General features: G+C 70.9%; 29 protein-coding genes and 1 tRNA gene. 21 read left to right on the top strand and 9 right to left on the bottom strand.

The window, feature by feature from the left end; genetic code table 11:
• Nucleotides 1-10: 10 nt before the first annotated feature.
• On the bottom strand, nt 11-988 hold the full coding sequence (gene nrtL, locus AB0958_RS28845; protein ID WP_366893410.1) for an ArgS-related anticodon-binding protein NrtL: 978 nt from the start codon (nt 986-988) through the stop codon (nt 11-13).
• A gap of 222 nt (nt 989-1,210) precedes the next feature.
• Nucleotides 1,211-1,729: a response regulator gene (locus AB0958_RS28840; protein WP_366893409.1), complete on the bottom strand. Its 519-nt coding sequence runs from the start codon at nt 1,727-1,729 to the stop codon at nt 1,211-1,213.
• Nucleotides 1,730-1,881: 152 nt separating this feature from the next.
• Here AB0958_RS28840 and AB0958_RS28835 point away from each other — a divergent pair.
• Nucleotides 1,882-1,953, top strand: a tRNA-Arg gene (locus tag AB0958_RS28835).
• Nucleotides 1,954-2,515: 562 nt separating this feature from the next.
• Here the strand turns inward: AB0958_RS28835 and AB0958_RS28830 are convergent.
• The gene (locus AB0958_RS28830; RefSeq protein WP_366893408.1) at nt 2,516-2,704 is read right to left on the bottom strand and encodes a hypothetical protein; all 189 of its coding nucleotides are present in this window, start codon (nt 2,702-2,704) and stop codon (nt 2,516-2,518) included.
• A gap of 679 nt (nt 2,705-3,383) precedes the next feature.
• Here AB0958_RS28830 and AB0958_RS28825 point away from each other — a divergent pair.
• Both AB0958_RS28825 and AB0958_RS28820 read left to right on the top strand, forming a co-directional pair.
• On the top strand, nt 3,384-4,637 hold the full coding sequence (locus AB0958_RS28825) for an IS256 family transposase (RefSeq protein ID WP_366893407.1): 1,254 nt from the start codon (nt 3,384-3,386) through the stop codon (nt 4,635-4,637).
• Between the two features lie 73 nt (nt 4,638-4,710).
• Entirely contained in the window at nt 4,711-5,256 is a 546-nt protein-coding gene (locus tag AB0958_RS28820; RefSeq protein WP_366893406.1) for a DUF6817 domain-containing protein, read from the top strand.
• A 335-nt stretch (nt 5,257-5,591) separates the two neighbouring features.
• On the opposite strand, the gene AB0958_RS28815 is transcribed toward AB0958_RS28820, so the two are convergent.
• A complete protein-coding gene (locus tag AB0958_RS28815; RefSeq protein WP_366893405.1) occupies nt 5,592-6,428 on the bottom strand; it encodes a hypothetical protein in 837 nt (278 codons plus the stop codon).
• Between the two features lie 198 nt (nt 6,429-6,626).
• Between AB0958_RS28815 and AB0958_RS28810 the strand changes: the two genes are divergently transcribed.
• From AB0958_RS28810 to AB0958_RS28760, 11 genes are all read left to right on the top strand, one after another.
• Entirely contained in the window at nt 6,627-7,118 is a 492-nt protein-coding gene (locus tag AB0958_RS28810; protein ID WP_366893403.1) for a DoxX-like family protein, read from the top strand.
• The gene (locus AB0958_RS28805; RefSeq protein WP_366893402.1) at nt 7,115-8,047 is read left to right on the top strand and encodes a hypothetical protein; all 933 of its coding nucleotides are present in this window, start codon (nt 7,115-7,117) and stop codon (nt 8,045-8,047) included. The genes AB0958_RS28810 and AB0958_RS28805 overlap by 4 nt, the downstream gene beginning before the upstream one ends.
• A 23-nt stretch (nt 8,048-8,070) precedes the next feature.
• Entirely contained in the window at nt 8,071-8,826 is a 756-nt protein-coding gene (locus tag AB0958_RS28800) for a DUF2071 domain-containing protein (protein WP_366893401.1), read from the top strand.
• Nucleotides 8,823-9,572: a methyltransferase domain-containing protein gene (locus tag AB0958_RS28795; protein ID WP_366893400.1), complete on the top strand. Its 750-nt coding sequence runs from the start codon at nt 8,823-8,825 to the stop codon at nt 9,570-9,572. The genes AB0958_RS28800 and AB0958_RS28795 overlap by 4 nt, the downstream gene beginning before the upstream one ends.
• Complete coding sequence (locus tag AB0958_RS28790; protein WP_366893399.1) at nt 9,569-9,994, top strand: hypothetical protein; 426 nt, start codon at nt 9,569-9,571, stop codon at nt 9,992-9,994. Before AB0958_RS28795 ends, AB0958_RS28790 begins: the two co-directional genes overlap by 4 nt.
• A gap of 142 nt (nt 9,995-10,136) precedes the next feature.
• Complete coding sequence (locus AB0958_RS28785) at nt 10,137-10,295, top strand: hypothetical protein (RefSeq protein WP_366893398.1); 159 nt, start codon at nt 10,137-10,139, stop codon at nt 10,293-10,295.
• A gap of 17 nt (nt 10,296-10,312) precedes the next feature.
• The gene (locus tag AB0958_RS28780; RefSeq protein WP_366893397.1) at nt 10,313-10,960 is read left to right on the top strand and encodes a hypothetical protein; all 648 of its coding nucleotides are present in this window, start codon (nt 10,313-10,315) and stop codon (nt 10,958-10,960) included.
• Nucleotides 10,961-11,101: 141 nt separating this feature from the next.
• The gene (locus AB0958_RS28775) at nt 11,102-11,452 is read left to right on the top strand and encodes a type II toxin-antitoxin system Phd/YefM family antitoxin (protein WP_366893396.1); all 351 of its coding nucleotides are present in this window, start codon (nt 11,102-11,104) and stop codon (nt 11,450-11,452) included.
• Nucleotides 11,449-12,021, top strand: a complete 573-nt coding sequence (locus AB0958_RS28770) for a Fic family protein (RefSeq protein WP_366893395.1) — start codon at nt 11,449-11,451, stop codon at nt 12,019-12,021. Before AB0958_RS28775 ends, AB0958_RS28770 begins: the two co-directional genes overlap by 4 nt.
• 245 nt (nt 12,022-12,266) lie before the next feature.
• Entirely contained in the window at nt 12,267-12,716 is a 450-nt protein-coding gene (locus tag AB0958_RS28765; protein WP_366893394.1) for a hypothetical protein, read from the top strand.
• A gap of 152 nt (nt 12,717-12,868) precedes the next feature.
• Nucleotides 12,869-13,738: a class II glutamine amidotransferase gene (locus tag AB0958_RS28760; protein WP_366893393.1), complete on the top strand. Its 870-nt coding sequence runs from the start codon at nt 12,869-12,871 to the stop codon at nt 13,736-13,738.
• 175 nt (nt 13,739-13,913) lie between these two features.
• Here AB0958_RS28760 and AB0958_RS28755 read toward each other — a convergent pair whose 3' ends face one another.
• Nucleotides 13,914-14,927, bottom strand: coding sequence for a Ku protein (locus tag AB0958_RS28755; RefSeq protein WP_366893392.1), 1,014 nt, complete (start codon nt 14,925-14,927; stop codon nt 13,914-13,916).
• A 51-nt stretch (nt 14,928-14,978) separates the two neighbouring features.
• Between AB0958_RS28755 and ligD the strand changes: the two genes are divergently transcribed.
• A complete protein-coding gene (ligD, locus tag AB0958_RS28750) occupies nt 14,979-15,860 on the top strand; it encodes a non-homologous end-joining DNA ligase (protein WP_366893391.1) in 882 nt (293 codons plus the stop codon).
• Between the two features lie 135 nt (nt 15,861-15,995).
• On the opposite strand, the gene AB0958_RS28745 is transcribed toward ligD, so the two are convergent.
• Nucleotides 15,996-16,799: a nuclease-related domain-containing protein gene (locus tag AB0958_RS28745; protein ID WP_366893390.1), complete on the bottom strand. Its 804-nt coding sequence runs from the start codon at nt 16,797-16,799 to the stop codon at nt 15,996-15,998.
• Nucleotides 16,800-16,899: 100 nt separating this feature from the next.
• Between AB0958_RS28745 and AB0958_RS28740 the strand changes: the two genes are divergently transcribed.
• The 6 genes from AB0958_RS28740 to AB0958_RS28715 all read left to right on the top strand — a co-directional run bounded on the left by AB0958_RS28740 (nt 16,900) and on the right by AB0958_RS28715 (nt 23,806).
• Nucleotides 16,900-17,406 (top strand): protein phosphatase, encoded by a 507-nt coding sequence (locus AB0958_RS28740; RefSeq protein WP_366893389.1) that lies wholly within the window; start codon nt 16,900-16,902, stop codon nt 17,404-17,406.
• 124 nt (nt 17,407-17,530) lie between these two features.
• Complete coding sequence (locus AB0958_RS28735; protein WP_366893388.1) at nt 17,531-18,325, top strand: hypothetical protein; 795 nt, start codon at nt 17,531-17,533, stop codon at nt 18,323-18,325.
• Complete coding sequence (locus AB0958_RS28730) at nt 18,325-19,554, top strand: HAMP domain-containing sensor histidine kinase (RefSeq protein ID WP_366893387.1); 1,230 nt, start codon at nt 18,325-18,327, stop codon at nt 19,552-19,554. Before AB0958_RS28735 ends, AB0958_RS28730 begins: the two co-directional genes overlap by 1 nt.
• Before the next feature lie 344 nt (nt 19,555-19,898).
• Nucleotides 19,899-21,260, top strand: a complete 1,362-nt coding sequence (locus AB0958_RS28725; RefSeq protein WP_366893386.1) for an FtsW/RodA/SpoVE family cell cycle protein — start codon at nt 19,899-19,901, stop codon at nt 21,258-21,260.
• The gene (locus AB0958_RS28720) at nt 21,257-22,732 is read left to right on the top strand and encodes a penicillin-binding transpeptidase domain-containing protein (RefSeq protein WP_366893385.1); all 1,476 of its coding nucleotides are present in this window, start codon (nt 21,257-21,259) and stop codon (nt 22,730-22,732) included. The genes AB0958_RS28725 and AB0958_RS28720 overlap by 4 nt, the downstream gene beginning before the upstream one ends.
• A 135-nt stretch (nt 22,733-22,867) precedes the next feature.
• A complete protein-coding gene (locus tag AB0958_RS28715; protein WP_366893384.1) occupies nt 22,868-23,806 on the top strand; it encodes a diiron oxygenase in 939 nt (312 codons plus the stop codon).
• A gap of 122 nt (nt 23,807-23,928) precedes the next feature.
• Here the strand turns inward: AB0958_RS28715 and AB0958_RS28710 are convergent, their stop codons facing one another.
• From AB0958_RS28710 to AB0958_RS28700, 3 genes are all read right to left on the bottom strand, one after another.
• On the bottom strand, nt 23,929-25,068 hold the full coding sequence (locus tag AB0958_RS28710) for an NlpC/P60 family protein (RefSeq protein WP_366893383.1): 1,140 nt from the start codon (nt 25,066-25,068) through the stop codon (nt 23,929-23,931).
• Between the two features lie 103 nt (nt 25,069-25,171).
• The gene (locus AB0958_RS28705) at nt 25,172-25,480 is read right to left on the bottom strand and encodes a hypothetical protein (RefSeq protein ID WP_366893382.1); all 309 of its coding nucleotides are present in this window, start codon (nt 25,478-25,480) and stop codon (nt 25,172-25,174) included.
• On the bottom strand, nt 25,473-26,126 hold the full coding sequence (locus tag AB0958_RS28700) for a TetR/AcrR family transcriptional regulator (RefSeq protein WP_366893381.1): 654 nt from the start codon (nt 26,124-26,126) through the stop codon (nt 25,473-25,475). The genes AB0958_RS28705 and AB0958_RS28700 overlap by 8 nt, the downstream gene beginning before the upstream one ends.
• Nucleotides 26,127-26,249 lie beyond the last annotated feature (123 nt).

The following is a 26,249-nucleotide window of genomic DNA, read 5'->3' as shown; positions in this document are numbered from 1 at the left end:
GGCGCTCTCTTCAGAGGTGTTCGGGTGCGTCGATGCCGAGCAGGGACAGGCCGCCGGCCAGCACCGTCCCGGTGGCTTCGGCGAGCGCGAGCCGGGCACGGTGGGCGGCCGAGGGTTTCTCGTCACCACGGGGCAGCACGGTCGCGAGGAACGGCAGGGCGGCATCGGCGACGGTGACCAGGTGCCGGGCGAGCCGGTCGGGGGCGCGGTGGGTGGCCGCGGCGGTGAGGATCCGGGGGTGGTCGGCGAGGGCGGCGACGAGGGCGGCGGGCGCGTCGGGAAGGTCACCGGCTTCGGCGCCGAACCCGAGCCGGGCGGCGCCGCGCACGGCGGCACGCGAGCGGGCGTGGGCGTACCGCACCCGGAACAGCGGATTGCTCTCCCGCTGCACCAGATGGTCGGCGGTGATCCGGGGCCGGTCGTGCGCCGCGGGATGCAGCAGGGCCCACTGGGCGGCGTCGGGCCCGAGCGGCGCGGGGTCCTCCGGCGCGGGTACGGGCCGCAGGGTGACGGGTTCACCGTGCCCGACCTCGCCCCGGCCGCCCTGACTGGCGACGAGCCGCACCACCGCGTCGGCGACGACCTCGGCGCGCACGTCGTACGGCACCCTGAGCGCGACCACCTGCCCGGCGAGGGCGTCGCCGTGACCGTAGGCGGCCCCGAGGGCGCGGATCCGGGCGACGAGGGTGGCGGTCGGGGAGGCGGCGGCGCTGAGGGAGATGTTGAGGAACCCGGGCCCGGTGACGACGACGTCACCGACGCCGGCGCAGTCCGCGAGGTGGGGCAGCAGGATCTCGGCGACCCGCAGGGGGGGCTGCCCGGCCGGGCGGGCGAGCTGGAGCGCGACGTTGGTGGCGTAGTCCCCGCAGCCGCCGGGCCCCGGCGGCGTCACCACGACCCGCTCCGGCACGGTCACGCTCAGCTCCCCCTCATCCACGGCACGACGCACCGCGCGCAGCACGGTACGGGAGAGCTCGACGGGGGTCACGGGACAAGCGTAGGGGAGGAAGGGGGTGGGTAGGCGAGCCGGTTGGGCCGGGGTCCGCGATGTGGACGATCCGCGTGCCGCCGGGCCGACGGGGCCGGGCATCCTGATGAGCCGGGGCCACCTGAGGCCGCGCCTCCTGAGACCGGGATACCGGCACCCTCCCCCCTCCCCCTCACCACGGCCGGGCCACCGGGGTCGCCGGGGTCGCACGGGTCACCGGGGTCACGGACAGACGGGGTTGCCTTCGGCCGCCCGCTCCCCGAAGTACTCGACGGCACCGTCCTCCACCTCGGATCCCGCAGGCACCTCGTCGGGTCCCACAGGCACCTCGTCGGGTCCCGCAGGCCCGCGTCTCCCCCGCCCCCTCCGACGCTCCAGCAACTCCCGCACCATCCGCACGAGTTCGTCGGGCTCGAAGGGCTTGGCGAGGAAGGCGTCGACGCCGACGCCGAGCCCGGCCTCGACCTCGTGCTGGGTGCAGGCGCTGACGATGGCGAGGGGAAGGTCCCGCGTCCGCGGGTCGGCACGCAGGCGGGCGGCGGTCCGCAGCCCGTCCAGGCGGGGCATGACGACATCGAGGGTGATCACGTCGGGCCGCACGCGATGAACGACATCCAGACACTCGGCACCATCGGCCGCGGTCACGACCTCGAGACCCTCCAGTTCGAGATTGACCCTGATCAGCTGCCGGATGACCTTGTTGTCGTCCACAACGAGGACCCGGCCGGACGCCCCTGGCACAACTCGAGAGTAGGTCGGGACCGGCCACCGCGTCCGGCTTTTCCCGAGTTCCGCCCCTCCGGGAAGCGCTCCCCGGGAAACCCGTTCCTGATCACCCCGACCGAGCTGGTAGTGTTCTACCCGTCGCCGCGAGCAACAGCTCAAGGCCAGACGCCCCCGTAGCTCAGGGGATAGAGCAACGGCCTCCGGAGCCGTGTGCGCAGGTTCGAATCCTGCCGGGGGCACTCGCCGAGGATCAGCAGAAGTAAGGCGCTGACCAGGGCGGATGCCTACAGATGAGGGCGGGAGTCAGTCTCACTGACTCCCGCCCTCTCTCGCTGTCTCTCAGCGTTCGCGACACACCTCCGACACACCCTGAGGGCGACTCATGGCTGCTGTGCAACCCCAGCGGAAAGCTCTCCTGGCTGTGCGGCAGCCATGGCGCCCCCGCTTGCGAAGCCGGGCCGGAGCCTCAGCACACTTAGCTGGGCTCGTACATCTGATGCATCCAGGGGTCACTGCGATCGCGGCGGTGCAAGGGGCCAGCCGTTCAAGTGTCCTTGTCTACCCGTTATAGGGAACGACGCGTTGGCCTGCGACGTCGACTCTATGCTTCCCGGTCGCCAGCTCACGTACGAGTTCTTCGCCTACTTCCGTCTCCAACACAGACTCCCCTTCGCCGCTCAGCACCGTGACCTGCGCATCGGGTGCGGGGCGTGCTACGGACACAATGCGGCCCACCTCATCGTGCACGATCGTGACCTTCACTGGCGACATGATTGCCCTCCGCCTTCCGGACATGCACGTTCACAGGGAATCAACTTGCGCCAGAACGTGCACGTTGCATGAGTTAAACGGCGCATTGTTCTGTATGTAGAACTTGTAGGCTGTCGTGCCATCTACATGCTGAAACGACTCGCCTTGAGTGAGTGTCGCGTGCGCCACTGGATTGGGCACACCCTCGCCCTCCCCCGGGAAGACGATGATGCTGTACACGACTGATTGATTGGAATTCCAGCCGTGATTGAACCATCCGGTGGATTCGTTGGCGCCTACCGTGGTCCACCCTATGTCGACTACTGACATTATCTCCAACCTCTCCAAGAGAGCTCTGGGTTGACCTTTTGATGGGTCCAGGAATCTGGCTCTTTCCGGAAAAGGGTGCCCGGCATGACATATGCTGGGGTCCATTGCACGCTCGCCTCGGGGGCAGTGACTTACCTCACCTACGGGTGGCGTCCACAATGCCTGCATCAATGGTTACTCCAGATGCGGGGTTGCGCCACTCGGGGGACTTCTAACTTGGTTGAAATCTGGAAAACTGATCCGCCAGCGGTGCGGAATGCGATGCCGATGAAACGGTGGCTCGCATGAACCAGCGCCAGAGGGAACTTGTTTCCCAAGGCCCTAACGTTGCGTGCCTTATACCGTGTCGCCCTCCTCCTCCAGCACTTTCGCAATCCTCGCGTTCGCGGCCTCCTCGTAACCGTCGATACAACCGTGATACCTGCGGTGGATGACTTCCGGGGAGTTGCCGACCCGTCGGGCTACTGAGCAATGCTCAAGACCTGTGGATCGGTTCCGGGAGGAACGCGGAGGGCGTACCTTCCCGAATGATCCCGTGATGGTCATCGAGTAGGCCGACGTTGCGGCGTCGGCCGGGAAGGCACGCCCTGTGCTCGCCGTAGTCAATGCCGACGGTTCCACGCGGGACGGCTCCCTGTTGGACGAGATCGTCCGTGAGGGTGCCCGGCGGATGCTGGCCGCCGCGCTGGAAGCCGAAGTCAACTCCTACATCGCCGAATTGGCCGAGGAGCGGGACGAGGTGGGCCGCCGCCTGGTGGTCCGCAACGGCTACCACCAGCCCAGGAAAGTCGCCACCGCAGCCGGCGTGATCGAGGTCAAGGCCCCGAGGGTGAACGACAAGCGCGTCGATGAGACCACCGGCGAGCGCAAGCGGTTCTCCTCGGCGATCCTGCCGCCCTGGTGCCGCAAGTCCCCGAAGATCGCCGAGGTGCTGCCCCTGCTCTACCTGCACGGCCTGTCCTCGGGCGACTTCGTTCCGGCGATGGAACAGTTCCTCGGCTCCTCGGCTGGCCTGTCGCCTGCCACGGTGACCCGGCTGACCGCCCAGTGGCAGGCCGACCACGCAGCCTTCCAGGAGCGTGACCTGTCCGGCACCGACTACGTCTACGTCTGGGTCGACGGCATCCACCTGCGCATACGCCTGGACGAGGCCAAGGCCGCCGTCCTGGTCGTCATCGGGGTCCGCGCGGACGGTACCAAGGAGCTCGTCGCGATGGCCGACGGCTACCGGGAGTCCTCGGAGTCCTGGGCCGCGCTGCTACGGGATTGCGCCCGCCGGGGCATGCGCCCGCCCGTGCTCGCGGTCGGCGACGGCGCCCTCGGGTTCTGGAAGGCCCTGTGCGAGGTCTTCCCCGACACCCGCGAGCAGAGGTGCTGGGTTCACAAAACCGCCAATGTCCTCGACGCCATGCCGAAGTCGGCCCAGCCAGCCGCGAAGAAGGCGATCCAGGACATCTACAACGCCGAGGACCGCGAACACGCCGAGCAGGCCATCCAGACCTTCGCCAAGCTCTACGGCGCCAAGTTCCCCAAGGCCATAAAGAAGATCACCGACGACCAGGACGTGCTACTCGAGTTCTTCGACTACCCGGCCGAGCACTGGATCCACCTGCGGACCACCAACCCGATCGAGTCGACCTTCGCCACCGTCCGACTCCGCACCAAAGTCACCAAGGGCGCCGGCTCACGTGCCGCCGGGCTCGCGATGGTGTTCAAGCTCGTCGAGTCCGCCCAGGCCCGGTGGCGGGCCGTCAACGGCGCCCACCTCGTCCCGCTCGTGCGCGCCGGAGCACGCTTCGAACGCGGCCTGCTGGTCGAACGAGCTGACGCGATTGCAGCATGATCGGCAGCTTTCCGCTCTATGATCATGGTTGATTTCAGATCATACGGCGATCGTTCGGATGGATGATGTTGAGATGACCGCAGAGGCGCTGGCGATCTTGAAGGCGGCCGGAGCCGAAAGGATCGAGCACCCCGGCGGAACGCTGCTGGCGCACCTGCAGCGAGTCAGCGACCTTCTCGCCTCGTGGGGCGCTCGCCCGGCGCTGGTATCGGCTGGACTGTGTCACGCGTTCTACGGGACCGATGGGTTCCCGGTCGCGCTGCTGGACCTAGGGCGCCGGGCGGAACTGGTCAAGGCGATCGGCATAGAGGCTGAGGCACTCGTCTACTTCTACGCCTCCTGCGACCGCAAGTCCTCCTACCGCGGACTGGTCGATAATCCAGGCACATTCGTCGATCGGTTCACCGGCGCACCGATGTATCCGAGCCTCGAAGCGCGTCGGGACTTCGCTGAACTTACCGCCGCCAACGAGCTGGACATCGCCGCAATCAGCCCAGAGGTTCGCAGCCGCTACGGCGCCGACCTACTTGACCTTTTCACTCGGTGGAGGCCGCTGCTGTCCGAGTCGGCCTGGGCACACTGCCGCAGCGTGCTGGACCAGCCCGTCCACAAGAATTGACTATTCCTCCGGGCTACTTCAGCAATCGGCACTCCCGCGTTCAGCCACCGCGTGATGCACGCGTGCCGCAGGTCGTACGGGCGCCCGGCCGACGGCGAGTCGACGCGCGCTCCGGTGGAAGCGCGTACGCGCGCGCCTCCTTCCACACCCGCCAGTAGGTGGAAGAGCCGACCACTCCTGCACGTTCGTTGCCGAACACGCGCCCTTCCTTGGCGGTCCCGAACCCCTTCAGGTGGGCCCGGAGGATGGTGACCAGGAGGGGCGGGATGGGCACCGGGCGGTCGCTGGTCGCTTCCCGCGCCTTCAGGCCGCGGCGGTCATGCCGCTCGCCTGAGTCAGTCCACTGCTTGCCGGAGACGGGGGCGTGTCTCCCGCAGCGTGGGCGTGCCCCAGCCCGTCTCCGGCAGGTGGCAGTCAGACCGCCTCAGCCCGACCGCCTCGGCGGGCCGCAGGCCCGCGGAGTACAGGACCGCGTAGAAAGCCACCAGGCGCCGTCCGCGGCAGCGATCCCACGACCCGATGCAGGAGACGGACGTGAGCAGCTGCCGGGCCTGTGCGGCGTTCACCAGGACGCGCGGGTCCACCACGTCATTGGCCCCGACGCGCTTCCGGCGGATCCGCTGAAGCGGGTTCTCCGGTAGCTCCCCCGTGGCCACGGCGTGTTCGAGAGCGGCGTTCAGGGCCCGCCGGCGCGGCTTGTACGTGTCGCCCGCGGCCGGAGTGCCGTCCAGTTTGTAGCTGACGCGGTACAGCACATCCTCGAACACCTCGGCATCGGCCAAGTCGCCCAAGGGCCGGTCGGTCGTCGTGACCCACTCGTACGCGGCCTTGAGTTCGGCCGGCGGATCCTCCCCCTCGTTCGCGGACACGATCCCCCACCGGAGGGCCAGCCGCAGGGACTCATTCTCGGGAGTCGCATCGTCGCGCTTGACCATAGCGAGCGTCACGGCCGCAAGACCGTCCGCCATGCCCTCACGGGTCTTGGCTGCGCTCGTACGCCACCGCCCGGCCACGTACTTCCGGCAGAACTCGAACCACCGCAAAGGCGGTTCGGCGTCGGCAGCCTCGGCGGTTTCGGCCGCTGCGCGCACCTCGGACTCAGGCAGACCGGATTCGATCTCGAACGCTTCACCGCGCCGGTTCAGATCAGTGATGACCTGTTGGACGGTCATCTTCTCGTCCTGCGCGGCCGGCGCGCTTGCCGCGTCCGCGCCGCCTGGCGGCCGGGTTTGACGTGATCAGCCCCTCGTCGATCGAGTCCTCGCGGATCAGGCCTCGGTAGAGGCTTCGTCTCGCCCCTGATCTACGACGGTCGTACATGAGTAGACTGTTCTTGAACGCGTTCAATTCTGCGATCGGGAGTGGTGTCCATGGACTTTCTGGTCGGGTCTTCTCCGGCCGCGCTTCGCACCGGTGCGTCCGATGTACCGCCCGCCGCAGGGGCACCACCCGAAGGGCTGGGAGACCGGAGCGTAGTGACGGGGTGGCAAGGGGTGCTGGCGCGCTGGGCTGTTGCTCTGGTGTGGTTCTACGAGGGCCTGTGGTGCAAGGTCTGGCCGGGGCGGGACGATCAGCGGGCCATTCTCGGGGACGTTCCCCATATGCCGGCTTGGGCGGTGACGACGGCGCTGATCGTCATCGGGATCGCGGAGGCCGGCATCGGTTTGTGGGCGCTCTCCGGACGGTGGGCGCGGGCCGCCGCTGTCGTACAGACGGCGCTCGTGGTGGTGTTCAACGCGGGCGGACTGCTGTTCGGCCTGGATCACATAGCGGAACCGGGGCGGATGCTCACCCAGAATCTGGCCTTTGTAGCGCTGGTCTGGCTGGTGGAACGGACCTCATCCGGAGTGGCGGTCCGGTGAGCGGCACACCATGGGCACGCGGCCGGATCATCAGCGGGTCGGGCGGCCCCCGCCTCTTGTTCGGGCGGATGTACGAGGACTGCGGTATCGAGCTCGGCGTCCTGCCCAGCGCGGGGGCGCGGGTGCTGTGCATCGCCTCCGCGGGCGACACCGCCGCCGCCCTCCAGCAGGCCGGTCACGAGGTGACAGCCGTCGACGTCAACCCGGTACAACTCGCCTACGCACGTGACCGGCTCGCCGGCAGAACCACCACGGACGGCTCCGCAGAGACACTGATGCGGCTGGGCCGTGGAGCGGCCGGCGCGCTGCTGCCGGCCTGGCGCGGGCCCGCACTGCGCGCCTTCCTCGCCCTCGACGATCCGGCTGAACAGGCCCGGCGTTGGCGCACTGCCCTGGACAGCCCGGGGCTGAGACATCTGATGTGGCTCGCGCTGCGGCCGGGCGGCGCGCTCGCGGTCGCGCTGCGCCCCTCGTTCGCGCAAGTGGTCCCGGCACGCTTCGACAAGGTGCTCGGACGACGCCTGGCGCGGACCGTCGCCGGGCACGCCAATGCCTCTAACCCCTGGATGTGGCGGCTACTCGCGGGGGTCGAACTTCCCGGGGCACAGCCGCTGTTCGCGCCGGACGTCCGCCTCGTCCACGCCGACGTGGTCGACGCACTGGAACAGGCTCCGCGGGCCGGCTATGACGCGGTGACCCTCTCGAACGTGCTCGACGGGCCTGGCCCCGCCTTCGCCGGCCGGCTGCGCGCCGCCGTGCGTCGTGCCGTGCGTCCCGGCGGCATCGTCGTTCTGCGCAGCTTCCGCGAGCCCACGGCGACCGGACCCGGCTGGGCGGCGCAGGACCGATCGGCGCTGTGGGGCGTGGTGCGCGTCGTGCGGCTGGGCGCAGACCCCTCGGGCGCCGAGGACAGGAGGATCGACCCGTGAGGCACTTGGTGCAACGTCATCCCATGGCGATGAGCACGCATTTCGCGCACTCGCTCGTGCTGACCTACGCTCTGCCCGCCGAGGCGCTGCGCCAGCTGGTGCCGCCGGGCCTGGAACTTGACACGTACCCCCGCGGCGAGAAGGGCGTGGAGTACGGCTTCGTGGCCGCCGCCCTGGTCGACACCCGTGCCCTGCGGCCGGCGTTCCTGCCCGCGCGGCTGGGCCGTGACTTCCTGCTGACCGGATACCGCGTCTTCACCCGCTTCCGCACCCCTGGCGGGCGCACCATGCGGGGGTTGCGCATCCTGCGCAGCGACACCGACGCCCGGTTGATGCGGCTGGGCGGCAACCTGTTCACCCGCTACAACTACCGCCTTGCCCACATCAGTTCGCGCGCCACGGACGGCACCCTGGAATTCCGGGTCGACAGCGCCGACGGGCACGCCGACCTGCTGGTGCGTGCCGACCTGCACAGCGCTCCCGCGCCGTTGCCCCCGCACAGCCCCTTCGCCGACGCCCGAGCCGCCCGCCGCTTCGCCGGCCCCCTGCCCTACACCTTCGAGTACGAACCCCAGACCCGCTCCGTGATCGTGGTCAAGGCATTCCGTACGCAGTGGGACCCGCAGCCGGTCTGTGTCGATGTGCGCCGGCTGACCTTCTTCGACAACGGCCCGCTCGCCGGAACCCGCCCCGTCCTCGCCAACGCCTTCCACGTTGCGGGCGTCGACTACGGCTGGCACCGCGGTGTGCGCCGCACCGAGAACGGCGCCATACGGTGACGCTGCGGCACTCCGGCGTCCGCGACGTCATCGCCTACAACTGGCCCCAGTACGCAGCGGGTGCGGCGACTGCGGCGGCTGCAGCCCTCCTTGCTCCACGTCTGCCTCGCGCGCTGGGCCCCCTCGCCCGGACGGGATCGGTCGCGGCACTCGCTCTGTTGTGCACCGCCACGGCGGCGAGCTGGCACGTCTACGACCGCTCCGGCCTGTACACGTACGACTGGCTGGAGGACCTACTGCCTCGCATCCCGTCGGCATACGTGGTGGTGAGCACCGGCCTGGACGAGGTGAGCGCCCCACTCGCCGCACGCTGGCCGGAGGCCCAGCGCACCGCCATCGACCTGTACGACCCGGCCTTGACGAGCGAGGGGTCCCTGCGCCGCGCCCGACGCCGGGTGCCTCCCCCCGGCCACGCCGCACCGGGCCGCCCACAGACGCTGCCGCACCCGGCGAACTCGGCCGACGCCGTCCTGCTCGTCTTCGCCGCGCACGAACTGCGCCGCGCACAGGACCGGGAGCGGCTGTTCACCGAATGCGCCCGGCTGCTGCGGCCCGGCGGCACACTGCTGGTCGCCGAGCACCTGCGAGATGCCGCCAACACAGCCGTGTTCGGGCCCGGCGCCTGGCACTTCCTGCCCCGTCAGGAATGGTTGCGGCTCGCCGCCCACGCAGGGCTGGAACACAGTGCCGAGCGCCGCTTCGCGGGCCTGATCACGGCATTCGCCTTCAGCAAGGACCGAAAGTGACCCAACTTCTCAGTCTCACTGGCCAGTTGCGCCTGGTCGGGGGCGCCCTGATCTTCATGGGACTGGTGCACGTCGCGCTCCCGCGGATACTGGGGTGGCCCGCCGACCTGCGCGGCAGCAGCCTGCTCACCCGCCAGGTCTCTTACGCGCACCTGTTCTTCATCGCATTGACCTGCGCACTTCTCGGTTCCCTTCCCCTGGCCTTCGCGCCGGCCCTGCTCACCGGCGCACCCCTGCCGACGTTCCTGCTCTGTGGCCAGACCCTGTTCTGGGGCCTGCGCTGGATCATGGAGTTCGCCTACTTCTCACCCCGCACATGGCGCGGCCATCGCCTGCGCACCGCGGGCCATGTCGGGCTCGCGGTGCTGTGGACCTGGGTGACGGCTGTGTTCGCGGCAGCGGCGGCGCACGGGTTGCGGTGAACCCGGCACCCTGCTCAAGTTCACCGCCGACATCCGCACCAGCCGCATCGTCAACGCTCCCCTGAACGGCAAGGTGGACAAGAACGACGGCAAGGGGGGCCTGGAATAGTGGGATTACGCCTTCGACGGTACGCACCCCCAGGTGAAGATCATCGTCAAGGCTCAGGTCACCCGTCGTACCCAGGACAACCGGTACGACGCCGGAAGCGGGCAGATGATCGGCGTCATCACCGCCTACTGCAAGGGCATGAGGAAGTGCCCCGACTGGATGAACCAGTCCGCCGCCAAGTTCATGCGCTGAACAGGGAGACACCCGCAATGACGCCATGGGAAGTGGCCGTGGCACAGGCCGACGTGACCGGGCATCTGATCCTCTACACCCAAGCTCCGATCGTGAAGAAGCTGCGCGTCCGCGGTGTGCTCCCGGGCCCCGCCGGAGCGCCGACCGTGCGGATCGCGCTCGGCCGGCGGAAGGCGACCGTCACCGACCTCCTCACCATCTATGAGATCCCGCTCTTGCACCGGCAGGAGGAGGTGCTGCTCCCGTGGGAGGCCGTCAGCCGCGTGCGGCACGAGGCGGGCGAGGTGCGCTTTTACTCCGGTGGTCAGGTGGACCACGTCTTCGGCACTCCACTGATCGAGCTCTCGGAGGAGGTGCCCGGCGAGGATCTGCTGGAGGACCGGGCGCACACGCTGCTGACCGCGCTCAACTGCCCGGTTCCGGGCTATGAGGAACGGGAGAAGGCCGAGTCGCTGCTGGTCGGCTTCCTGTATCTGAGCGAGGGCCGGATGCGGCTGTACGTACGCCACCAGGGGGACCCCGAGGTCGTGGCCTGTGACGTCCGGCTCGCGGAGGCAGGGCCGGCCGTGATCGCGGAGGTGTTCTCCGCCTCGCGGGAGCGGGAGCTCTTCGAGGAGCCGGGGGACGATCCGCACTGTACGGCCGTGCTGGATCTGACGCACTGAGCAGATCGGTATCGCGTGAAGATCAAGGAACGCCGGCCGAAGAGCAGGCCGGCGGGATGGCGGGCGGGTCGGAGGGCATCCCGTCGGAATCCGTACTAGAATCTGTACAGGTTCATGACTCTATATGGGTACGGTGACAGCATGGAGATCCCCGAGGTCGTGACCGTCAGTGACGCGCGCGCGAGGCTGTCGCGGATTCTGACCGACCTGTCGGAGTCCGGCGCGGATGCCGATCCGGTCCTCATCGGCGCCCACCGCAAGCCGCAGGGCGTCCTCCTGTCCGTCGAGGCCTTCGAGGCGCTGAGCGGCCGGGCGGCACGACGTGCGGCCGTCGCCTCGGCCACCGGCTCCATCGAGGCCGAGGGGCTCCACGCCTCCGAGGCCTCCGACCGCGACACCGAGGCGTACGTGAAGGGCGACCTCGACGCGGACACCCTTGTCGCCCGCGCGATCGCCCGCCACCAGCAAACTTCGGAGCGGCGGGCAGGGTGAACGATCCGTACGCCATGTCCAACGGCGTGCTGCGCAACAAACTCGGCATCACCGACCATCAATTGTTGGCGGCGGCGGAGGCGGACATCACCAGGGCTCGCCTCGTCTTGCTCGCCGAACGCCCCCTGCCCGGCGGGTACGACCTCCGTCATCTTCAGGCTTTCCATGCCGCGGTCTTCGGGGACATCTATGCGTGGGCAGGCGAGTTACGCACGGTGAACATCGCCAAGCGCACACCGTTCTGCCCGGCGAGAAACCTGGTGACCTACGCCGACGAGGTCTTCGGCCGTCTCGCCTCCTCCGGTCATCTGCGGGGTCTCCCCCGGCACGAGTTCGTCATCCGACTGGCCGAGCTGTACGGCGACATGAACGTCCTCCACCCGTTCCGCGAGGGCAACGGCCGTGCCCAGCGGGTGTTCCTGGCCCAGCTGAGCGCCGACGCGGGATACGAGCTGAACTGGGCGGGGTTGGACCCTCAGCGCAATGAGGACGCCTCGGTGAAGAGTTTCCTCGGTGACTACAGCCTGCTGGAGCAGGTGCTCGACGAGCTCGTCACCACCACGGGGTGACGCCTCCGTCCAGGCGTCGGGCAGGTCGAGCGGCACGCGGACGGTGGCCATGGACGGGTTACGCCCCGGGACGTTGACGGTGACGCTGGTTCCCTCGTCCTGGGTGAGGGAGATGTGCTCTCCCAGCTCTCTCGGAACGACGTCGCCTACAGCTTCCCCCTCCTCGACGGGTATCGAGGGATCGTCACCCCGTCGGAGTGACGGTCTTGTGGTCTGATACCCGCGTGGATGGTGTCGTCTCTGCGTTGATCGCCATTGTGGGCACGTTGCTGGGCTCCGCTGTCACGTTCGCGTTCCAGCGCAACGCGTCCGCGCGCGAGCGGCTGTTCGTGAGTCAGCAGCAGCTTCGGGCGGACCGGATGGCCGTCTACAGCGACTTCGCCGGAGCGCTGACGGAGTTCCGGCGCGCACAGCAGGACCGCTGGCACCGCAGGGAGCAGGATCCGGGCGGTGCCACCACGTACCCCGAAGCCCGTACGGAGGCTCACCGGCTTCGCGGGGTCGCCCTGCACGCGTTGTTCCGGGTCCAGCTCATAGCGAGCGCCCGGCCGGTGATCGACACCGCACAGGATGCCTACGCCCTGACCTCCACCCTGCACAAGGCGGCCGACAAGACGGAGCTGGCCGCCCTCGCCACGCAGGCGCGCGAGGTGCTGGAGCGGTTCGTGCAGTTCGCCTCGTCGGACGTGCAGTGACGCCGAGGACGGCGCGGGGCCGACGTACGGACGCGGTGCCTTGGCGCCGTCCTCCCCCTTGGCGGTACGGTCTTTGAAGGGTCCGACGCACCGCAGAGCAGAGCCAAGCAGAGCAGAGCCGAGTATGAACCGCCTGCCCTCAGGAGGGTCCCGTGTGCCGCCTCTTCGGTCTCAGCAGCGCCCCGCTCCGCGCGCACGCCACGTTCTGGCTGCTCGACGCGCCCGACAGCCTCAGCCGGCAGAGCCACCGTGATCCCGACGGCACCGGGCTCGGCTGGTTCGGTCCGGACGGCGCCCCGCACGTCGACAAGGCGCCCATCGCGGCCTACCGCGACCGCGCCTTCGCGCAGGAGGCCCGGCAGCGGGAGTCGGCGACCTTCGTCGCGCACATCCGCTTCGCCTCCACCGGCAGCCTCGACCTGCGCAACACCCACCCTTTCGAGCAGGACGGACGGCTCTTCGCGCACAACGGGGTCATCGAAGGCCTCGACGCACTCGACGCCCACCTGGGCGACGACCGCTCGCTGGTCCGGGGCGACACCGACTCCGAGCGGTACTTCGCCCTGATCACCAGGGAGACCCGGCGCCACGGCGGTGACGTGACCGAGGGCATCCGGCAGGCGACCCGCTGGATCGCCGCGAACCTGCCCGTGTACGCCCTGAACCTCGTCCTCACCACCCCGCAGGAGCTGTGGGCGTTGCGCTACCCGGACACCCATGACCTCTACGTCCTCGAGCGCAGGCCGGGCGGGCAGCACGGCAGCCGGCACCTCGACCAGAGCGGCAGCCACGGCCGCATGCGGGTCCACTCGGCGCACCTCACCGACCATCCCGCCGTCGTCGTCGCCAGCGAGCGCCTGGACGAGAACGCCGACTGGCGCCCGCTCGGGCCCGGCCAACTGCTCCATGTGGACCCCGGACTGCGGGTCGTCCAGGAGACCCTCCTGCCCGATCCCCCGGCCCACCGGCTCACCCTCGACGACCTGCACCCCGCCGCGGCCGCCTCCCAGAAGGCCGCCTGAAGGCACCGGGCATCCAGAAAGTCGCCCGAGGCTTCCGGAAAGCCGCCCGACGTTCCATCCCGGAAAGTCGCCTGACGGGACGCGGCGAGGGTCACGCCGGCCCCCACGCCCGCGCTCACGCCGACCCCCACGCCAGCCCTCACGCCCGCTCTCACGCCGACCCCCACGCCCGCTCTCACGCCGAGCGTTTGCGGGCCGTCTTCTTCGCCGGCGTCTTCTTAGCCGCCGACTTGCTCGTGGTCTTCTTCGCCGTCGTCTTCTTCGCCGTCGCCGACTTGCTCGCGGTCTTCTTCGCGGGCGTCTTCCTGGCCGCCGCCGTCTTCTTCGTCCTCGACGCGGACTTCTCGCCGGTCAGCGGCGTCACCTCCGCCTCCTCGCCCCTCGACTCGCCCCTCGACTCACCCTTCGACTCGCCCCGCGACTCCTTCGCCGCCCGTACGCTCTTCTCCAGGGCCGCCATCAGGTCCAGGACCTTGCCGCCCGGGGCCGGCTCGGGGGACTCCGGCGGGGTCTCGCCGGCCGCCTTCGCGGCGATGACCTCCTCCAGGGCCTCCCGGTACTCGTCGTGCAGGTCCTTCAGGTCGACCTCGCCGAGGGTGTCCATCAGGGCGTCCGCAAGGTCGAGTTCCTTGTCGCGGACGGAGACGTCGACGTCGGGTGCGACGCCCTCGGGGGCGCGGACCTCGTCCGGCCAGAGCAGGCCGTGCATGGCGATGGCGTCGCCGACCACCCGGAGCATGCCGAGGCGTTCCCGGCCGCGCAGCGCGTACTTCGCGATGGCCACCTTGTGGCTGCGCTTCAGGGCCTCCCGCAGGAGGGTGTACGGCTTCGCCGCGGGGGCGCCGCTCGCGGCCAGGTAGTACGCCGCGTCCATCTGGAGCGGGTCGATCCGGTCGGCCGGCACGAAGGCGACGATCTCGATGGTACGGGCGGTGGGGATGGGCAGGTGGGACAGGTCGTCGTCGGTGATCGGGACGATCGTGCCGTCGGCGTCCTCGTACCCCTTGCCGATCTCCGACTGGGTCACCTCGCGGTCCTCCAGCTCGCAGAACTTGCGGTAGCGGATGCGGCCGTTGTCCTCGGTGTGGACCTGGCGGAAGGAGATCGAGTGGCTCTCGGTGGCGTTCACCAGCTTGATCGGGATGCTGACGAGACCGAAGGAGATCGCGCCGTTCCAGATGGATCGCACGTGCGGCTTCCCTCCGTCCGGGTCGTACGGTTTGTGTGAGATTGTCATCGTATGACGCCGATCACAGAGGTGGAGGGGCGAAGGGTCGCGCTCAGCAATCTGGAGAAGGTGCTGTATCCGGCGACCGGGTTCACCAAGGGTGAGCTGCTGCACTACTACGCGACGACGGCCGGGGTGCTGCTGCCGCATCTGCGGGACCGGCCGGTGTCGTTCCTCCGGTACCCGGACGGCCCCGACGGCCAGGTGTTCTTCGCCAAGAACGTGCCGCCCGGTACGCCCGAGTGGGTGACGACGACCGAGGTGCACCGGTCGGAGGGGGTGGCGCGGATGGTGCTGGTGCAGGACCTCGCGAGCCTGATGTGGGCGGCGAACCTGGTCACCGAGTTCCACACGCACCAGTGGGTCGCGCAGTCCCCGGACGAGGCCGACCGGATCGTCTTCGACCTGGACCCCGGGCGGCCCGCCACGGTCGTGCACTGCTGCGAGGTCGCGCTGTGGCTCCGGGAACGGCTGGCGGCGGACGGGATCGAGGCGCACGCGAAGACGGCCGGGTCCAAGGGGCTGCACCTGCTGGCGGGGGTGCGGGGGGCGAGCAGCGAGCGGGTCAGCGAGTACGCGAAGGGGCTGGCGGTGGAGGCGGAGCGGGCGATGCCGCGGCTGGTGGTGCACCGGATGACGCGGAGTCTGCGGCCGGGGAAGGTGTTCGTGGACTGGAGCCAGAACGCGGGGCGCAAGACGACGGCCACGCCCTACACGGTGCGGGCGCGGCGGGAGCCGATGGTGTCGGCGCCGGTGACGTGGGAGGAGGTCGCCCAGTGCCGGGCCGCGGGGCAGCTGGTGTTCCGGCCCGAGGACATCGCGCCCCGCGTCCAGGACCACGGCGACCTCCTGGCCCCTTTGCTGGACGCGGCCCGCTCGGCCCCCCTGCCGTGAGCACTCACTCCCCCCCTGCCGTGAGCACTCACTGCCCCGTGTGCCGTGAGCACTCACTGCCCCCGTGTGCCGTGAGCACTCATTGCCCCCGTGCCACGAACGCCCCGCAGCCGCCCGGTCACTCCGCGGAGCGCCCTACACCCGCCCCCACGTGTTGCGGTCCCGTGCCATCGCGTGCAGGGCCTCCACGTCGGCCGGTTTGAGGACGCCGCCCAGGCGGGCCAGGTCCGGCAGGTCGCGGTCGCGCAGGACGCGGGCCTCGCGGGGCGGTGCGAGCACCGTCACGTCGGCCGGTTCGGTGAGGGCGAGGATCGGGCGGACCTCGGCCGTGAGGGCGTACGAGGCCCGGTCGGCGTCGGCGCGCAGCCGGCGCAGCAGCGGCTGCGGATCGCGGCGGCCGAGGGTGACCATCGGGTCGGCCACCACCACCTTCTGCTTACGGGCGGGGAGCGCGTGCACGCAGAAGATGCCGCCGGGGCCGATCAGCAGGTGGTGGATGCGGTCGCCACCGGGCAGCGGCACGGAGTGCAGGGCGTGCCAGCCGGCGCCGTCCAGGCGGTCCAGGGCGTCGCCCACGGACTGTTCCGCGGCCAGGGCGCGGCGGCGCGGGTCGGGGCGCAGGCGGTGGGAGGGGCCGGGGTCCCGGTCGATCGCGATCAGCAGCGCCTCGCCGGGGCGGTTGGGTGCCAGGTCGTCGTCCGGGTGCAGGGTCAGCCGGGCCAGTTCGGCGGGCGTGGGCACCGGTGGCGGGCCGACCGTGACCGGGCCGGTCAAGAAGGGCCGCAGGGCTTCCAGTACGTCGTCCAGGTGCTCCTCGCCGAGGAGGTTGACCCGGCCCGCCTCACGGTCGTACCAGGCGATGTTCCGTCCGTCCGTGAGGCAGACGTACAGCCGCTCCTGGCCGTGGCGCCAGGTCGGCACGACGCGCAGTCCGCTCATTGCGACATCACCCCTCGACCATGGGAACAGGCGGGGTGCTCCAGGGGCAAGAACCCCGCTACCTTTGACTGGGGTTGGCGCACGCAGCGGGGAGGCGCCGATGCGGATCCGTGGGGAACGGTACGAGGTCCCGGCTCCGGACAGTCCGTGGAGCGAGGTGCTGCCCGGGCTGTGGATGGGCGGTCATGAGTTCCGCGGGCGGTCGGGGCGGCTGGAGCCCGTCGTGGTGCGGGACGAGTTCGATCTGGTGCAGAGTCTGCTGCGGGTGCCCGGGCACGGGCCCGACGCGGGCGTGGAACACCATGTCTGGCCGATACCCGACGGACCGCTGGACGGAACACAGCTGGCGGGGGTGATCCGGCTGGCCCGGGCGGCGGGCGAGGCCCTGGACGCGGGGCGGTCGGTGCTGGTGCGCTGCTACAGCGGGTACAACCGGGCGGGCCTGGTGGTCGCGGAGACCCTGGTGCACCGGGGATGCACGGCCGAGGAGGCGATCCGGCTGGTGCGGGCCCGGCGTTCGCCCTGGGCGCTGCACAACGAGCTGTTCGTCGCCTACCTCCGGGCCGGTCTGCCGACCGCCCGTCTCCTTGAGGAACTCGCCGAGTAGCCTCTCCTCTGCACCGGCCCCTCCGGTGCAAAACGGACTTCCATACGAATCTACGACTAAGGTGTACGGGGCCGTCACCCGATCCGTCGGCCCGGACCCCCGTCGTACCCGAGCCAGGAGCAGCGTGCCGAGCCGTCGCCCCCTTCGCAGCGCCGTCGTCGCCGCCGCCGTCGCCCTGCTGGCGGTGGCGGTGGCGGGCTGCGGCGACTCCGGCGGGCTGCGCGCGGCGGGGGCGACGCCGACCGCGATCAGTCCCGCGAAGCTCTGGCCCGATCTGCGGCCGGCGGCCAGTCCGGCCTGGCCGTACGACGAGGGCAGCAGGCACACCGTGAAGGGGATCACGGTTCCCGGGGACGACATCCGCGCGGTGGATCCGGTGGCCGTCGTGCGCGCCGAGATCGCCTCCGACCCCGCGGACTACGGGTCCAAGGGGGTGTACCACGAGACCGTGAACCGGATGAAGGCGTGCGGGGCGGCCGGCGATGGCGCCGACTGTCCGCTGCTGAAGCCCTACTACCGGGACCTGACCGGGGACGGGCGGGACGAGCTGACGCTCGGCTTCCGGCTGTACCCGACGAACCAGACCGCGCTGCGCGTGTACACCGTCGAGAAGCACCGGCTGGTGCAGGTGCTCGACGACAACGACGCGATCATCGGGGTCGAGCTGGCCGGGCGGGCGGTGATCGTACGGTCGCCGGCCGGGATCACCGGGTACGAGTACCGCACGACCTGGGCGTGGGACCCGGACCGCCAGGCCATGGTGTTCTCGCGGGACGAGTTCCTGCGTACGGGCAAGGGGCGCCACCACCGCGCACCGGCACCGGTACCGGTACCGGCCCTCACCCCGACCTCCGCCCCCACGACGACCACTGCGACCTCCGCGACCTCCGCCCCGGCTTCGGCCCCGGCGGGTGCCTGATGAGGCTCCCCCGCTGGGCCGGGACGCTCGCGACGAAGTCGGCCGTGTTCATCACCGTGATGTGCTGTGCGCTGGCCGCGCTCCTCGGTGGGCTGGTGCACGTGTCGGTGACCGACCAGACCGTGGCACAGGCCCGCGAACAGGCGCTGTCCCGGCTCGCGGAGGCGACCGGTGACTTCGAGGCCGGGGACAGGCTGCTGCCGGAGGCCAGGGTCGACCCACGAGGGCTGCCGACGCCGCTGCGGGCGCTCGCGCTGAACGGGGAGCGCGGCACGATGGTCTCCAAGGACGAGGGCCGCCCGATCATGTGGGCGGCGGGTCCGGCCGACCGGCACCGGGTGCTGGCGGTGGCCGTCGACTACTCCCAGCAGGCCCGCACCATCGCCGCGCTCGACGGGTCCATCCTCTGGTCGTCGGCCCTGGCCATCGGGGCCACCCTGCTGGTGGGCGCGTTCGCGGTGACCCGGGTGACCCGGCGGCTGCACGGCACCGCGCAGGTGGCCCGGCGGATCAGCGCCGGGGATCTGGACGCGCGGGTGGACGACCCCCGGACGAAGGACCCGACCCGGCCGCAGGACGAGGTGGCCGCGGTCGCCGCCGCGCTGGACGGGATGGCCGCGTCGTTGCAGAGCAAGCTGCTGAGCGAGCAGCGGTTCACGGCCGACGTGGCGCACGAACTGCGGACCCCGCTGACGGGACTGCACGCGGCGGCGGAACTGCTGCCTCCCGGGCGGCCGACGGAGCTGGTGCGGGACCGGGTGGCGGCGCTGCGCACGCTCACCGAGGACCTGCTGGAGATCTCCCGCCTCGACGCGGGCCGGGAACGCCTGGAGACCGACGCGGAGGCGCTGGGCGCGCTGGCCGAGCGGGTGGTGCAGGCGTCCGGGACGGAGACCGAGGTGAAGGTGGTCCGGGACGTGTGGGTGGAGACCGACCGGCGGCGGCTGGAACGGGTGCTGGGCAACCTGGTCGCCAACGCGCACCGGCACGGGCGGGCGCCGGTGGTGCTGACGGTGGAGGGCAAGGAGGTCACCGTGCGGGATCACGGGGACGGGTTCCCCGAGTACCTGGTGGCGCACGGTCCCCAGCGGTTCCGGACGGAGGGCGGCTCCAAGGGGCACGGGCTGGGGCTGACGATCGCGGTGGGGCAGGCGGAGGTGCTGGGCGCGCGGCTGTCGTTCACCAACGCGGTGGACGGGGGCGCGGTGGCGGTGCTGACGCTCCCGTAGGGGGCGCGGTGACGACGCCGGCGCTTCCGTGGGGGGCGCGGTGACGACGCCGGCGCTTCCGTGGGGGGGCGGTGACGACGCCGGCGCTTCCGTGGGAGGCGCGGGCGCGTGGTGCGGCTGCGGGCGCGTGGTGGCTTGTCGCGCAGTTCCTCCCCCAGCCTTCGGCCGGGGGACCCCCAGCGCCCCCAAGAAAGGTGGGACCAGCCGACTTGCTTTCAGGGGCGCGGAGAACTGCGCGATCAGCCACGACGGGCCCGCACCCGCCATCCGCCCCTCGGGCCCCACGCCACGCTGGCGCAAGCCAACAAAGCACGCAACTCGCACTATGTGGGTAAGTTCCGGACATGACCAAGGCCGGAACCACCCTCACGGCGACCGCGCCCGCCGGGCCCGCCGAACGCCTCCCCCGGCGCCGGGGCGTCGAACTCGCCCTGATCGTGCTGGCCGTGCTGCTCTGCGTGTCCGGCTACTGCGCGGTCGGGCTGGCCAGGACCGGCACCGTCCCGCCCGGCGCCGCCGGTTACGGAGCCGGCCTCGGGATCCTCGCGCTCGTCGCGCATCTCGCCGTACGCATGCGTGCCCCGTACGCCGATCCGCTGCCGCTGCCGATCGGCGTGCTGCTCAACGGACTCGGCCTGGTCCTGATCTACCGGCTGGACCTGGAGACCCCGGGCGACCGCGCGGCCCCCGCCCAGCTCGTCTGGTCCACGCTGGGCGTCGGCTTCTTCATCGTGGTCGTGCTGATGCTGCGCGACCACCGCGTCCTCCAGCGCTACGCCTACGTCTGCGTGGCCGCCGCCCTCGTCCTGCTGCTGCTCCCGATCTTCTTCCCGGCCGTCAACGGGGCCCGGATCTGGGTCCGGATCGCCGGATTCTCCCTCCAGCCCAGCGAGTTCGCGAAGGTGCTGCTCGCGGTGTTCTTCGCCGCGTACCTCGCCGCCAACCGGGGCGCGCTCGCCTACGCGGGCCGCCGGCTGTGGTTCATGCAGTTCCCGACGGGCCGGGTGCTCGGCCCGATCGTCACCATCTGGCTGGTGAGCGTCGGGGTGCTGATCCTCGAACGCGACCTGGGCACCTCGCTGCTCTTCTTCGGCCTCTTCGTCGTCATGCTGTACGTCGCCACCGGACGCACCGGCTGGATCGCCGTCGGCCTGCTGCTCGCCGTGGTCGGCGCGGTCGCCGTCGGCCGGCTGGAGCCGCACGTGCACGGCCGTATCGAGGACTGGCTGCACCCCTTCGCCTCGATCGCCGCGGGCCAGGGACCGAACCAACTCGCCCAGTCCCTCTTCGCGTTCGCCGCCGGCGGGGTGCTCGGGGCCGGGCTCGGCCTCGGTCACTCCGTGCTCATCGGCTTCGCCGCCAAGTCGGACTTCATCCTGGCCACGGCGGGCGAGGAACTGGGCCTGGCCGGGCTCTCCGCGATCTTCCTCCTCTACGGTCTGCTCGTGGAGCGCGGCTACCGGGCCGGTCTCGCCCTGCGCGACCCCTTCGCCCGGCTGCTCGCGGTCGGGCTCGCCTCGATCGTCGCCCTCCAGGTGTTCGTGATCGCGGGCGGGGTGACGGGGCTGATCCCGCTGACCGGCATGGCGATGCCGTTCCTCGCCCAGGGCGGCTCCTCGGTCGTCACCAACTGGGCGATCGTGGCCCTGCTGATCCGGGTGAGCGACTCGGCCCGCAGGCACTACGACGGCCGGGTGGCCCCGTGAGCCGGCAGCAGGGGACCGCCGCGTACGTCCGCCGGGCCCGCGCCCTGTGCGCCCTGCTGCTGTTCGCCCTCCTCGTCAACGCCGCCCGCGTGCAAGTCGTGCAGGGCCGCTCCTACGACGGCAATCCGGCCAACCGCCGTGCCACGATCGCCCGTTACGGGCTGCCCCGCGGGAACATCCTGGTCGGCGGCGAGGCGGTCACCGGCTCCCGGGACAGCCGGGAGCAGCTGCGCTACGAACGCACCTATCCGCAGGGCCCGTTGTACGCCCCGGTCACCGGCTTCGCCTCCCAGCTGTACGGCACGACGTTCCTGGAGCACGCCGAGGACGGCCTGCTCGCGGGCACCGACCCGATGCTGTCGCCGTTCCCGCTGTGGCACGACGGCAGCCGGGTGCCGACCCCCGGCGGGAACGTGGTGACCACCCTGAACCGGTACGCCCAGGAGGCCGCCTTCCGGGGCCTGGGCACCCGCAAGGGCGCGGTGGCCGCGATCGAACCGGCGACCGGCCGGATCCTCGCCCTGGTCTCCACCCCGTCCTACGACCCCTCCGAACTGTCCGGCAACGACAACAGGGTCGCCTCGGCCTGGGCGCGGCTCAACGACGACCCGGAGAAGCCGATGCTCAACCGGGCGGTACGGCAGACCTATCCGCCGGGTTCGACGTTCAAGGTGGTCACCGCTGCCGCCGCCCTGGACGCGGGGGTGGTCACCGATCTGGACGCGCCGACCGACTCCCCCGACCCCTACCGGCTGCCGGGCACGACGACCCGGCTGACCAACGAGGGGGACGGCTGCCGGGACGCCTCGCTGCGGGAGGCCTTCGAGTGGTCGTGCAACACGGTCTTCGCGAAGCTGGGCGTGGACGTGGGGGTCGCCGACATGACGAACGTCGCGCAGGGGTTCGGCTTCAACGACACGAAGCTGCGCATCCCGTTCTCGGCCGCGACCAGCACCTTCGACACCAGCGTGGACAAGGCGCAGCTGGCGCTGTCGTCGATCGGGCAGTACAACACGCGGGCCACTCCGTTGCAGATGGCGATGGTCGCGGCGGCGGTGGCGAACGGAGGCATGGCCCGGCCGCCGTATCTCGTGGAGCGGACCGAGCGCCCGACCGGGGAGACGGTGGGCACCGGCGGTTCGGGGCCGGTGCGGCAGGTGATGAGCCCCTCGACGGCCGTCCGCATGAAGGAACTCATGGTCGACGTGGTCCGGGAGGGCACCGGCGGCAACGCGGCCATCCGCGGGGCCACGGTCGGCGGCAAGACCGGCACCGCGCAGCACGGTCTGGGCAACTCCGGGGTGCCGTACGCCTGGTTCGTGTCCTGGGCGCAGGCGGACACGGACGTGGAGCCGAAGGTCGCGGTGGCGGTGGTGGTCGAGGACGCGGCGGCCGACCGCGGGGAGATCAGCGGGGGCGGGGACGCGGCGCCGATCGCCAGGGCGGTGATGCGGGCGGTGCTGGGGCTCTGAGGCTCCGATCCGGGGGCCGGGGTAGCGGTAGATCCGGTGTCAACAAGTCTCGCGCAGGGGATTGACCGCCTTGCTGACACGCGGTCTCATAAGACCGGACGACGACGTACCCCCGGGTAACGAGGTGAGGGAGCCATGACGACCCTGACGGAAGCCGACGCGGTCGACGGACTGCGGGACGCACTGGGCCTGCTCAAGGACCGCGAGCAGGTGGCCGAACGGCTGCTCGTCTCCTCCGCGAAGCACTCCTTCGACCCGGACAAGGAGCTGGACTGGGACGCGCCCTTCGAGGACGGCAAGTGGTTCTGGCCGCCGGAGCTGGTGTCGCTGTACGACACGCCGATGTGGAAGCGGATGAGCGAGGAGCAGCGGATCCTGCTGTCGCAGCACGAGGCCGCCGCGCTGGCCTCGCTCGGCATCTGGTTCGAGCTGATCCTGATGCAGCTGCTGGTCCGGCACGTCTACGACAAGGCGGCGACGTCCGCGCACGTGCGGTACGCGTTGACCGAGATCGAGGACGAGTGCCGGCACTCGAAGATGTTCGCCCGGCTGATCGAGCGCGGCGACGCGCCCTGGTACCCGGTGAGCCGGGCCCACCAGAACCTGGGGCGCCTGTTCAAGACGATCTCGACCACGCCGGGGTCGTTCACCGCGACCCTGCTGGGCGAGGAGGTGCTGGACTGGATGCAGCGGCTGACCTTCCCCGACGAGCGGGTGCAGACGCTGGTCCGGGGGGTCACACGGATCCACGTGGTCGAGGAGGCCCGGCACGTGCGGTACGCCCGTGAGGAACTGCGGCGGCAGATGGTGACCGCTCCGCGGTGGTCGCAGGAGTTCACCCGGGTGACCTCGGGGGAGTTCGCCCGGGTGTTCTCGGTGGCGTTCGTCAATCCCGAGGTGTACACGAACGTGGGGCTGGACCGGCGGGAGGCGGTGGCGCAGGTGCGGGCCAGCGGGCATCGACGGGAGGTCATGCAGACCGGGGCCAAGCGGTTGACCGACTTCCTGGACGACATCGGGGTGCTGCGGGGGGCCGGGCGCCGCTTGTGGAAGAGCTCGGGGCTGCTGGCTTGAGTTGCGGGTGCGGGTGAGTGGGGGCCGAGCGCGCAGTTCCTCGCCCAGCCTTCGGCTGGGGGTACCCCCAGCGCCCCTTGGGCGGTGTCCGCCCCGCATGTCGATACGGCCCCGCACCTCTCCTAGGTCGGTGTCGGGACTGTCGGCTGCACAGTGCCGAATACCTCGTCCGGCCCCTCTGCCGCCGTCTTGGGGATGGTCGGGGGCGTGTAGTGGGCCAACGGCCTTGCGCTCGGGTCCGGGCGTACCGCGCCCAGGATGGGGTTGGCGGCGATCGGGGAGATCTTGATCCTGGCGCCGGGGCGGGGGGCCTGGACCACCTTGCCGTCGCCCAGGTAGAGGGCCACGTGGCTGGCCTCGGGGAAGTAGACGACGAGGTCGCCGGGGCGCAGCCGGTTCAGGGGCACGTGCGGCAGGTGCGCCCACTGTTCCTGGCTGGTGCGCGGGATGCGGGTGCCCGCGTGACCCCAGGCCTGTGAGGTGAGGCCCGAGCAGTCGTACGACGTCGGGCCCGCCGCACCCCACTGGTACGGCTTGCCCAGCTGCCGCACCGCGTAGCGCACCGCGCGGTCGCCCTCCTGGGACGGCGGGAGCGTGGTCGTGCTCAGGGCGCCGGAGGCGGTCAGCTCGCGCTGGGCGGCGGCCGTGTCCGTCCGCTCCAGGTCGGCGACGGCGGTGAGCTGGGCGGGGGTGAGGGCCGCCAGCAGGCGTTCCACGTCGGACAGCCGGGCCCGTACCTCGTCGCGCTGCTTCTTCTGCCCCTCGGCGAGGGTGAGTTGGGTGTCGAGCGCCTTGCGGGCCTTGCGGGCCAGGTCGGTCTGTTTGCGCTCGTCGTCCGCGAGGCGTCCCACCGCCTCGGCCCGCCGGCGGGCCAACTGGCCGATGAGATGGCCCTCGTCGAGGGCGTGCTGCGGGTCGCGGGCGAGCAGCAGCCGGATGTACGGGGAGATGCCCGTGGTGTTCTGGTACTGCTCCCGGGCCAGCCGGCCCGCGTCGGTCCTGCTGGTGCGCAGCGAGTTCCTGGCCCTGGCCAGCTCGTCGTCCAGGCGGGTCACCTCGGCGCGCTGGCGTTGCAGCCGTTCCTCGGCCGCGTTGTAGGCCTCGGTGGCCCGTTCGGTCTCCTGGTACAGCCGCTGCAGGTCCGTCAGCAGCTCGGCCACCGGGCGTTGCGGATCGGGCGCGGCGAGCGCGGGTACCGGCACGAGGACGGCCTGGGCCGCCACCGCGGCCGTACAGACCAGGCGCAGAAACCCTCCTGACACGTCATCACCTCCGATGCGGGACGGACCCTCCGTGCCGCACGGTGATAATCAGACATGTATGGCTGGTTTGTACGGTATGTGTGCGCGGTTCGGCGCAACGATGTCACCCGTCGGTGTCGGCCGGCTTGCTCCACGGCCACTTCGGCCTGCCGCCACCGCTGCCGCCGCCCTTGCCCGTCGGGTCGTACGCGTACTTCCACCCCTGGGTCAGGCCCAGGCGCTTGCTGTGGCCACGGGGCACGCGGCGGTAGACCAGGACGGTGGGCGGGCCGCCGGCCGGGTCCGGGACCGGGATGCGGTACGTCTTCGGGGGGTGGCCGGTCATGCCGAGCAGCACGGGCAGCACCCGCCCGTCCATGGGGCCGCCCTCGAAGGGAGTGTCCTGACTCTTCACGGCACCAGTTTCAGCCATCCGCCGCGAGGGCGTCGACGAGGGCGGCCGTCTGCGGGTCGCGGCGCGCGGTCACGCTCAGCACGGCGACGAACTGGTCGACCAGCCAGTCCCGCAGCTCCTCGACGGGCGGCTGCTTCTCCTCGTCCAGCCAGATCAGGGAGGCCGCCTCGACCGCGGTGATCCACATCCGGACGGTCATCCGGAGCCGGGGGCCGGGGTCGGCGACGTCGAGGTGGCTGAGAATGTGCTGCGCGGCGGCCCGTCGTACGCCGTCCACGATCGCCGTCGTCCGCGAGGTCTCCACCACGCTGCCGCCCTGGAGCAGGGCGCTGAAACCCGCGTCGTGCTGGTCGACGAAGGTCAGGTAGCGGTCGAGGGCCCGGGACAGCCGGGGCAGCAGCGGGCCCTCGCGGGGTTCGTCGAAGCAGTGCTCCAGCTCCTCGGCGGCGGACCTGAGCGCGGCCTCGTAGAGCTGCTGCTTGCCGCCCGGGAAGTACCGGTACACCAGTGGGCGGGAGACCCCGGCCGCCTCCGCCACGTCGTCCAGGGAGACGTCCTCGGGCACGCGGTGCGCGAAGAGGGAGAGGGCCGCGTCGAGCAGCTGGCTGCGCCGCTCCTCGACGGACAGCCTGCGGTAGGCGGGGGTGGCGGCCTGCGGGGTCATGTGTGCAGGGTATGTGTTCCGCCGGGGGTGCCGCGATGGGGTGGTGATCGGGTGCGGCGCCGTCGTGGCTGGTCGCGCAGTTCCCCGCGCCCCTTCGGGGGCGCGTTGCCGCAGCGCCCCGTA

Source organism: Streptomyces sp. NPDC006655 (genome assembly GCF_040703965.1).
Taxonomy (GTDB): Bacteria; Actinomycetota; Actinomycetes; order Streptomycetales; family Streptomycetaceae; genus Streptomyces.
Note: the sequence above shows the minus strand (reverse complement) of the source record. Positions and strands in the feature narration are given on the sequence as shown.

What these genes read in the sequence shown, in the direction of transcription:
- AB0958_RS28820 (WP_366893406.1), top strand. Translation starts at nt 4,711, where the DNA reads ATGACCGCAGAGGCGCTGGCGATCTTGAAGGCGGCCGGAGCCGAAAGG.
- AB0958_RS28815 (WP_366893405.1), bottom strand. Translation starts at nt 6,428, where the DNA reads ATGACCGTCCAACAGGTCATCACTGATCTGAACCGGCGCGGTGAAGCG.
- AB0958_RS28810 (WP_366893403.1), top strand. Translation starts at nt 6,627, where the DNA reads ATGGACTTTCTGGTCGGGTCTTCTCCGGCCGCGCTTCGCACCGGTGCG.
- AB0958_RS28800 (WP_366893401.1), top strand. Translation starts at nt 8,071, where the DNA reads ATGGCGATGAGCACGCATTTCGCGCACTCGCTCGTGCTGACCTACGCT.
- AB0958_RS28780 (WP_366893397.1), top strand. Translation starts at nt 10,313, where the DNA reads ATGACGCCATGGGAAGTGGCCGTGGCACAGGCCGACGTGACCGGGCAT.
- AB0958_RS28775 (WP_366893396.1), top strand. Translation starts at nt 11,102, where the DNA reads ATGGAGATCCCCGAGGTCGTGACCGTCAGTGACGCGCGCGCGAGGCTG.
- ligD (WP_366893391.1), top strand. Translation starts at nt 14,979, where the DNA reads ATGACGCCGATCACAGAGGTGGAGGGGCGAAGGGTCGCGCTCAGCAAT.
- AB0958_RS28745 (WP_366893390.1), bottom strand. Translation starts at nt 16,799, where the DNA reads ATGAGCGGACTGCGCGTCGTGCCGACCTGGCGCCACGGCCAGGAGCGG.
- AB0958_RS28740 (WP_366893389.1), top strand. Translation starts at nt 16,900, where the DNA reads ATGCGGATCCGTGGGGAACGGTACGAGGTCCCGGCTCCGGACAGTCCG.
- AB0958_RS28730 (WP_366893387.1), top strand. Translation starts at nt 18,325, where the DNA reads ATGAGGCTCCCCCGCTGGGCCGGGACGCTCGCGACGAAGTCGGCCGTG.
- AB0958_RS28725 (WP_366893386.1), top strand. Translation starts at nt 19,899, where the DNA reads ATGACCAAGGCCGGAACCACCCTCACGGCGACCGCGCCCGCCGGGCCC.
- AB0958_RS28715 (WP_366893384.1), top strand. Translation starts at nt 22,868, where the DNA reads ATGACGACCCTGACGGAAGCCGACGCGGTCGACGGACTGCGGGACGCA.
- AB0958_RS28705 (WP_366893382.1), bottom strand. Translation starts at nt 25,480, where the DNA reads ATGGCTGAAACTGGTGCCGTGAAGAGTCAGGACACTCCCTTCGAGGGC.
- AB0958_RS28700 (WP_366893381.1), bottom strand. Translation starts at nt 26,126, where the DNA reads ATGACCCCGCAGGCCGCCACCCCCGCCTACCGCAGGCTGTCCGTCGAG.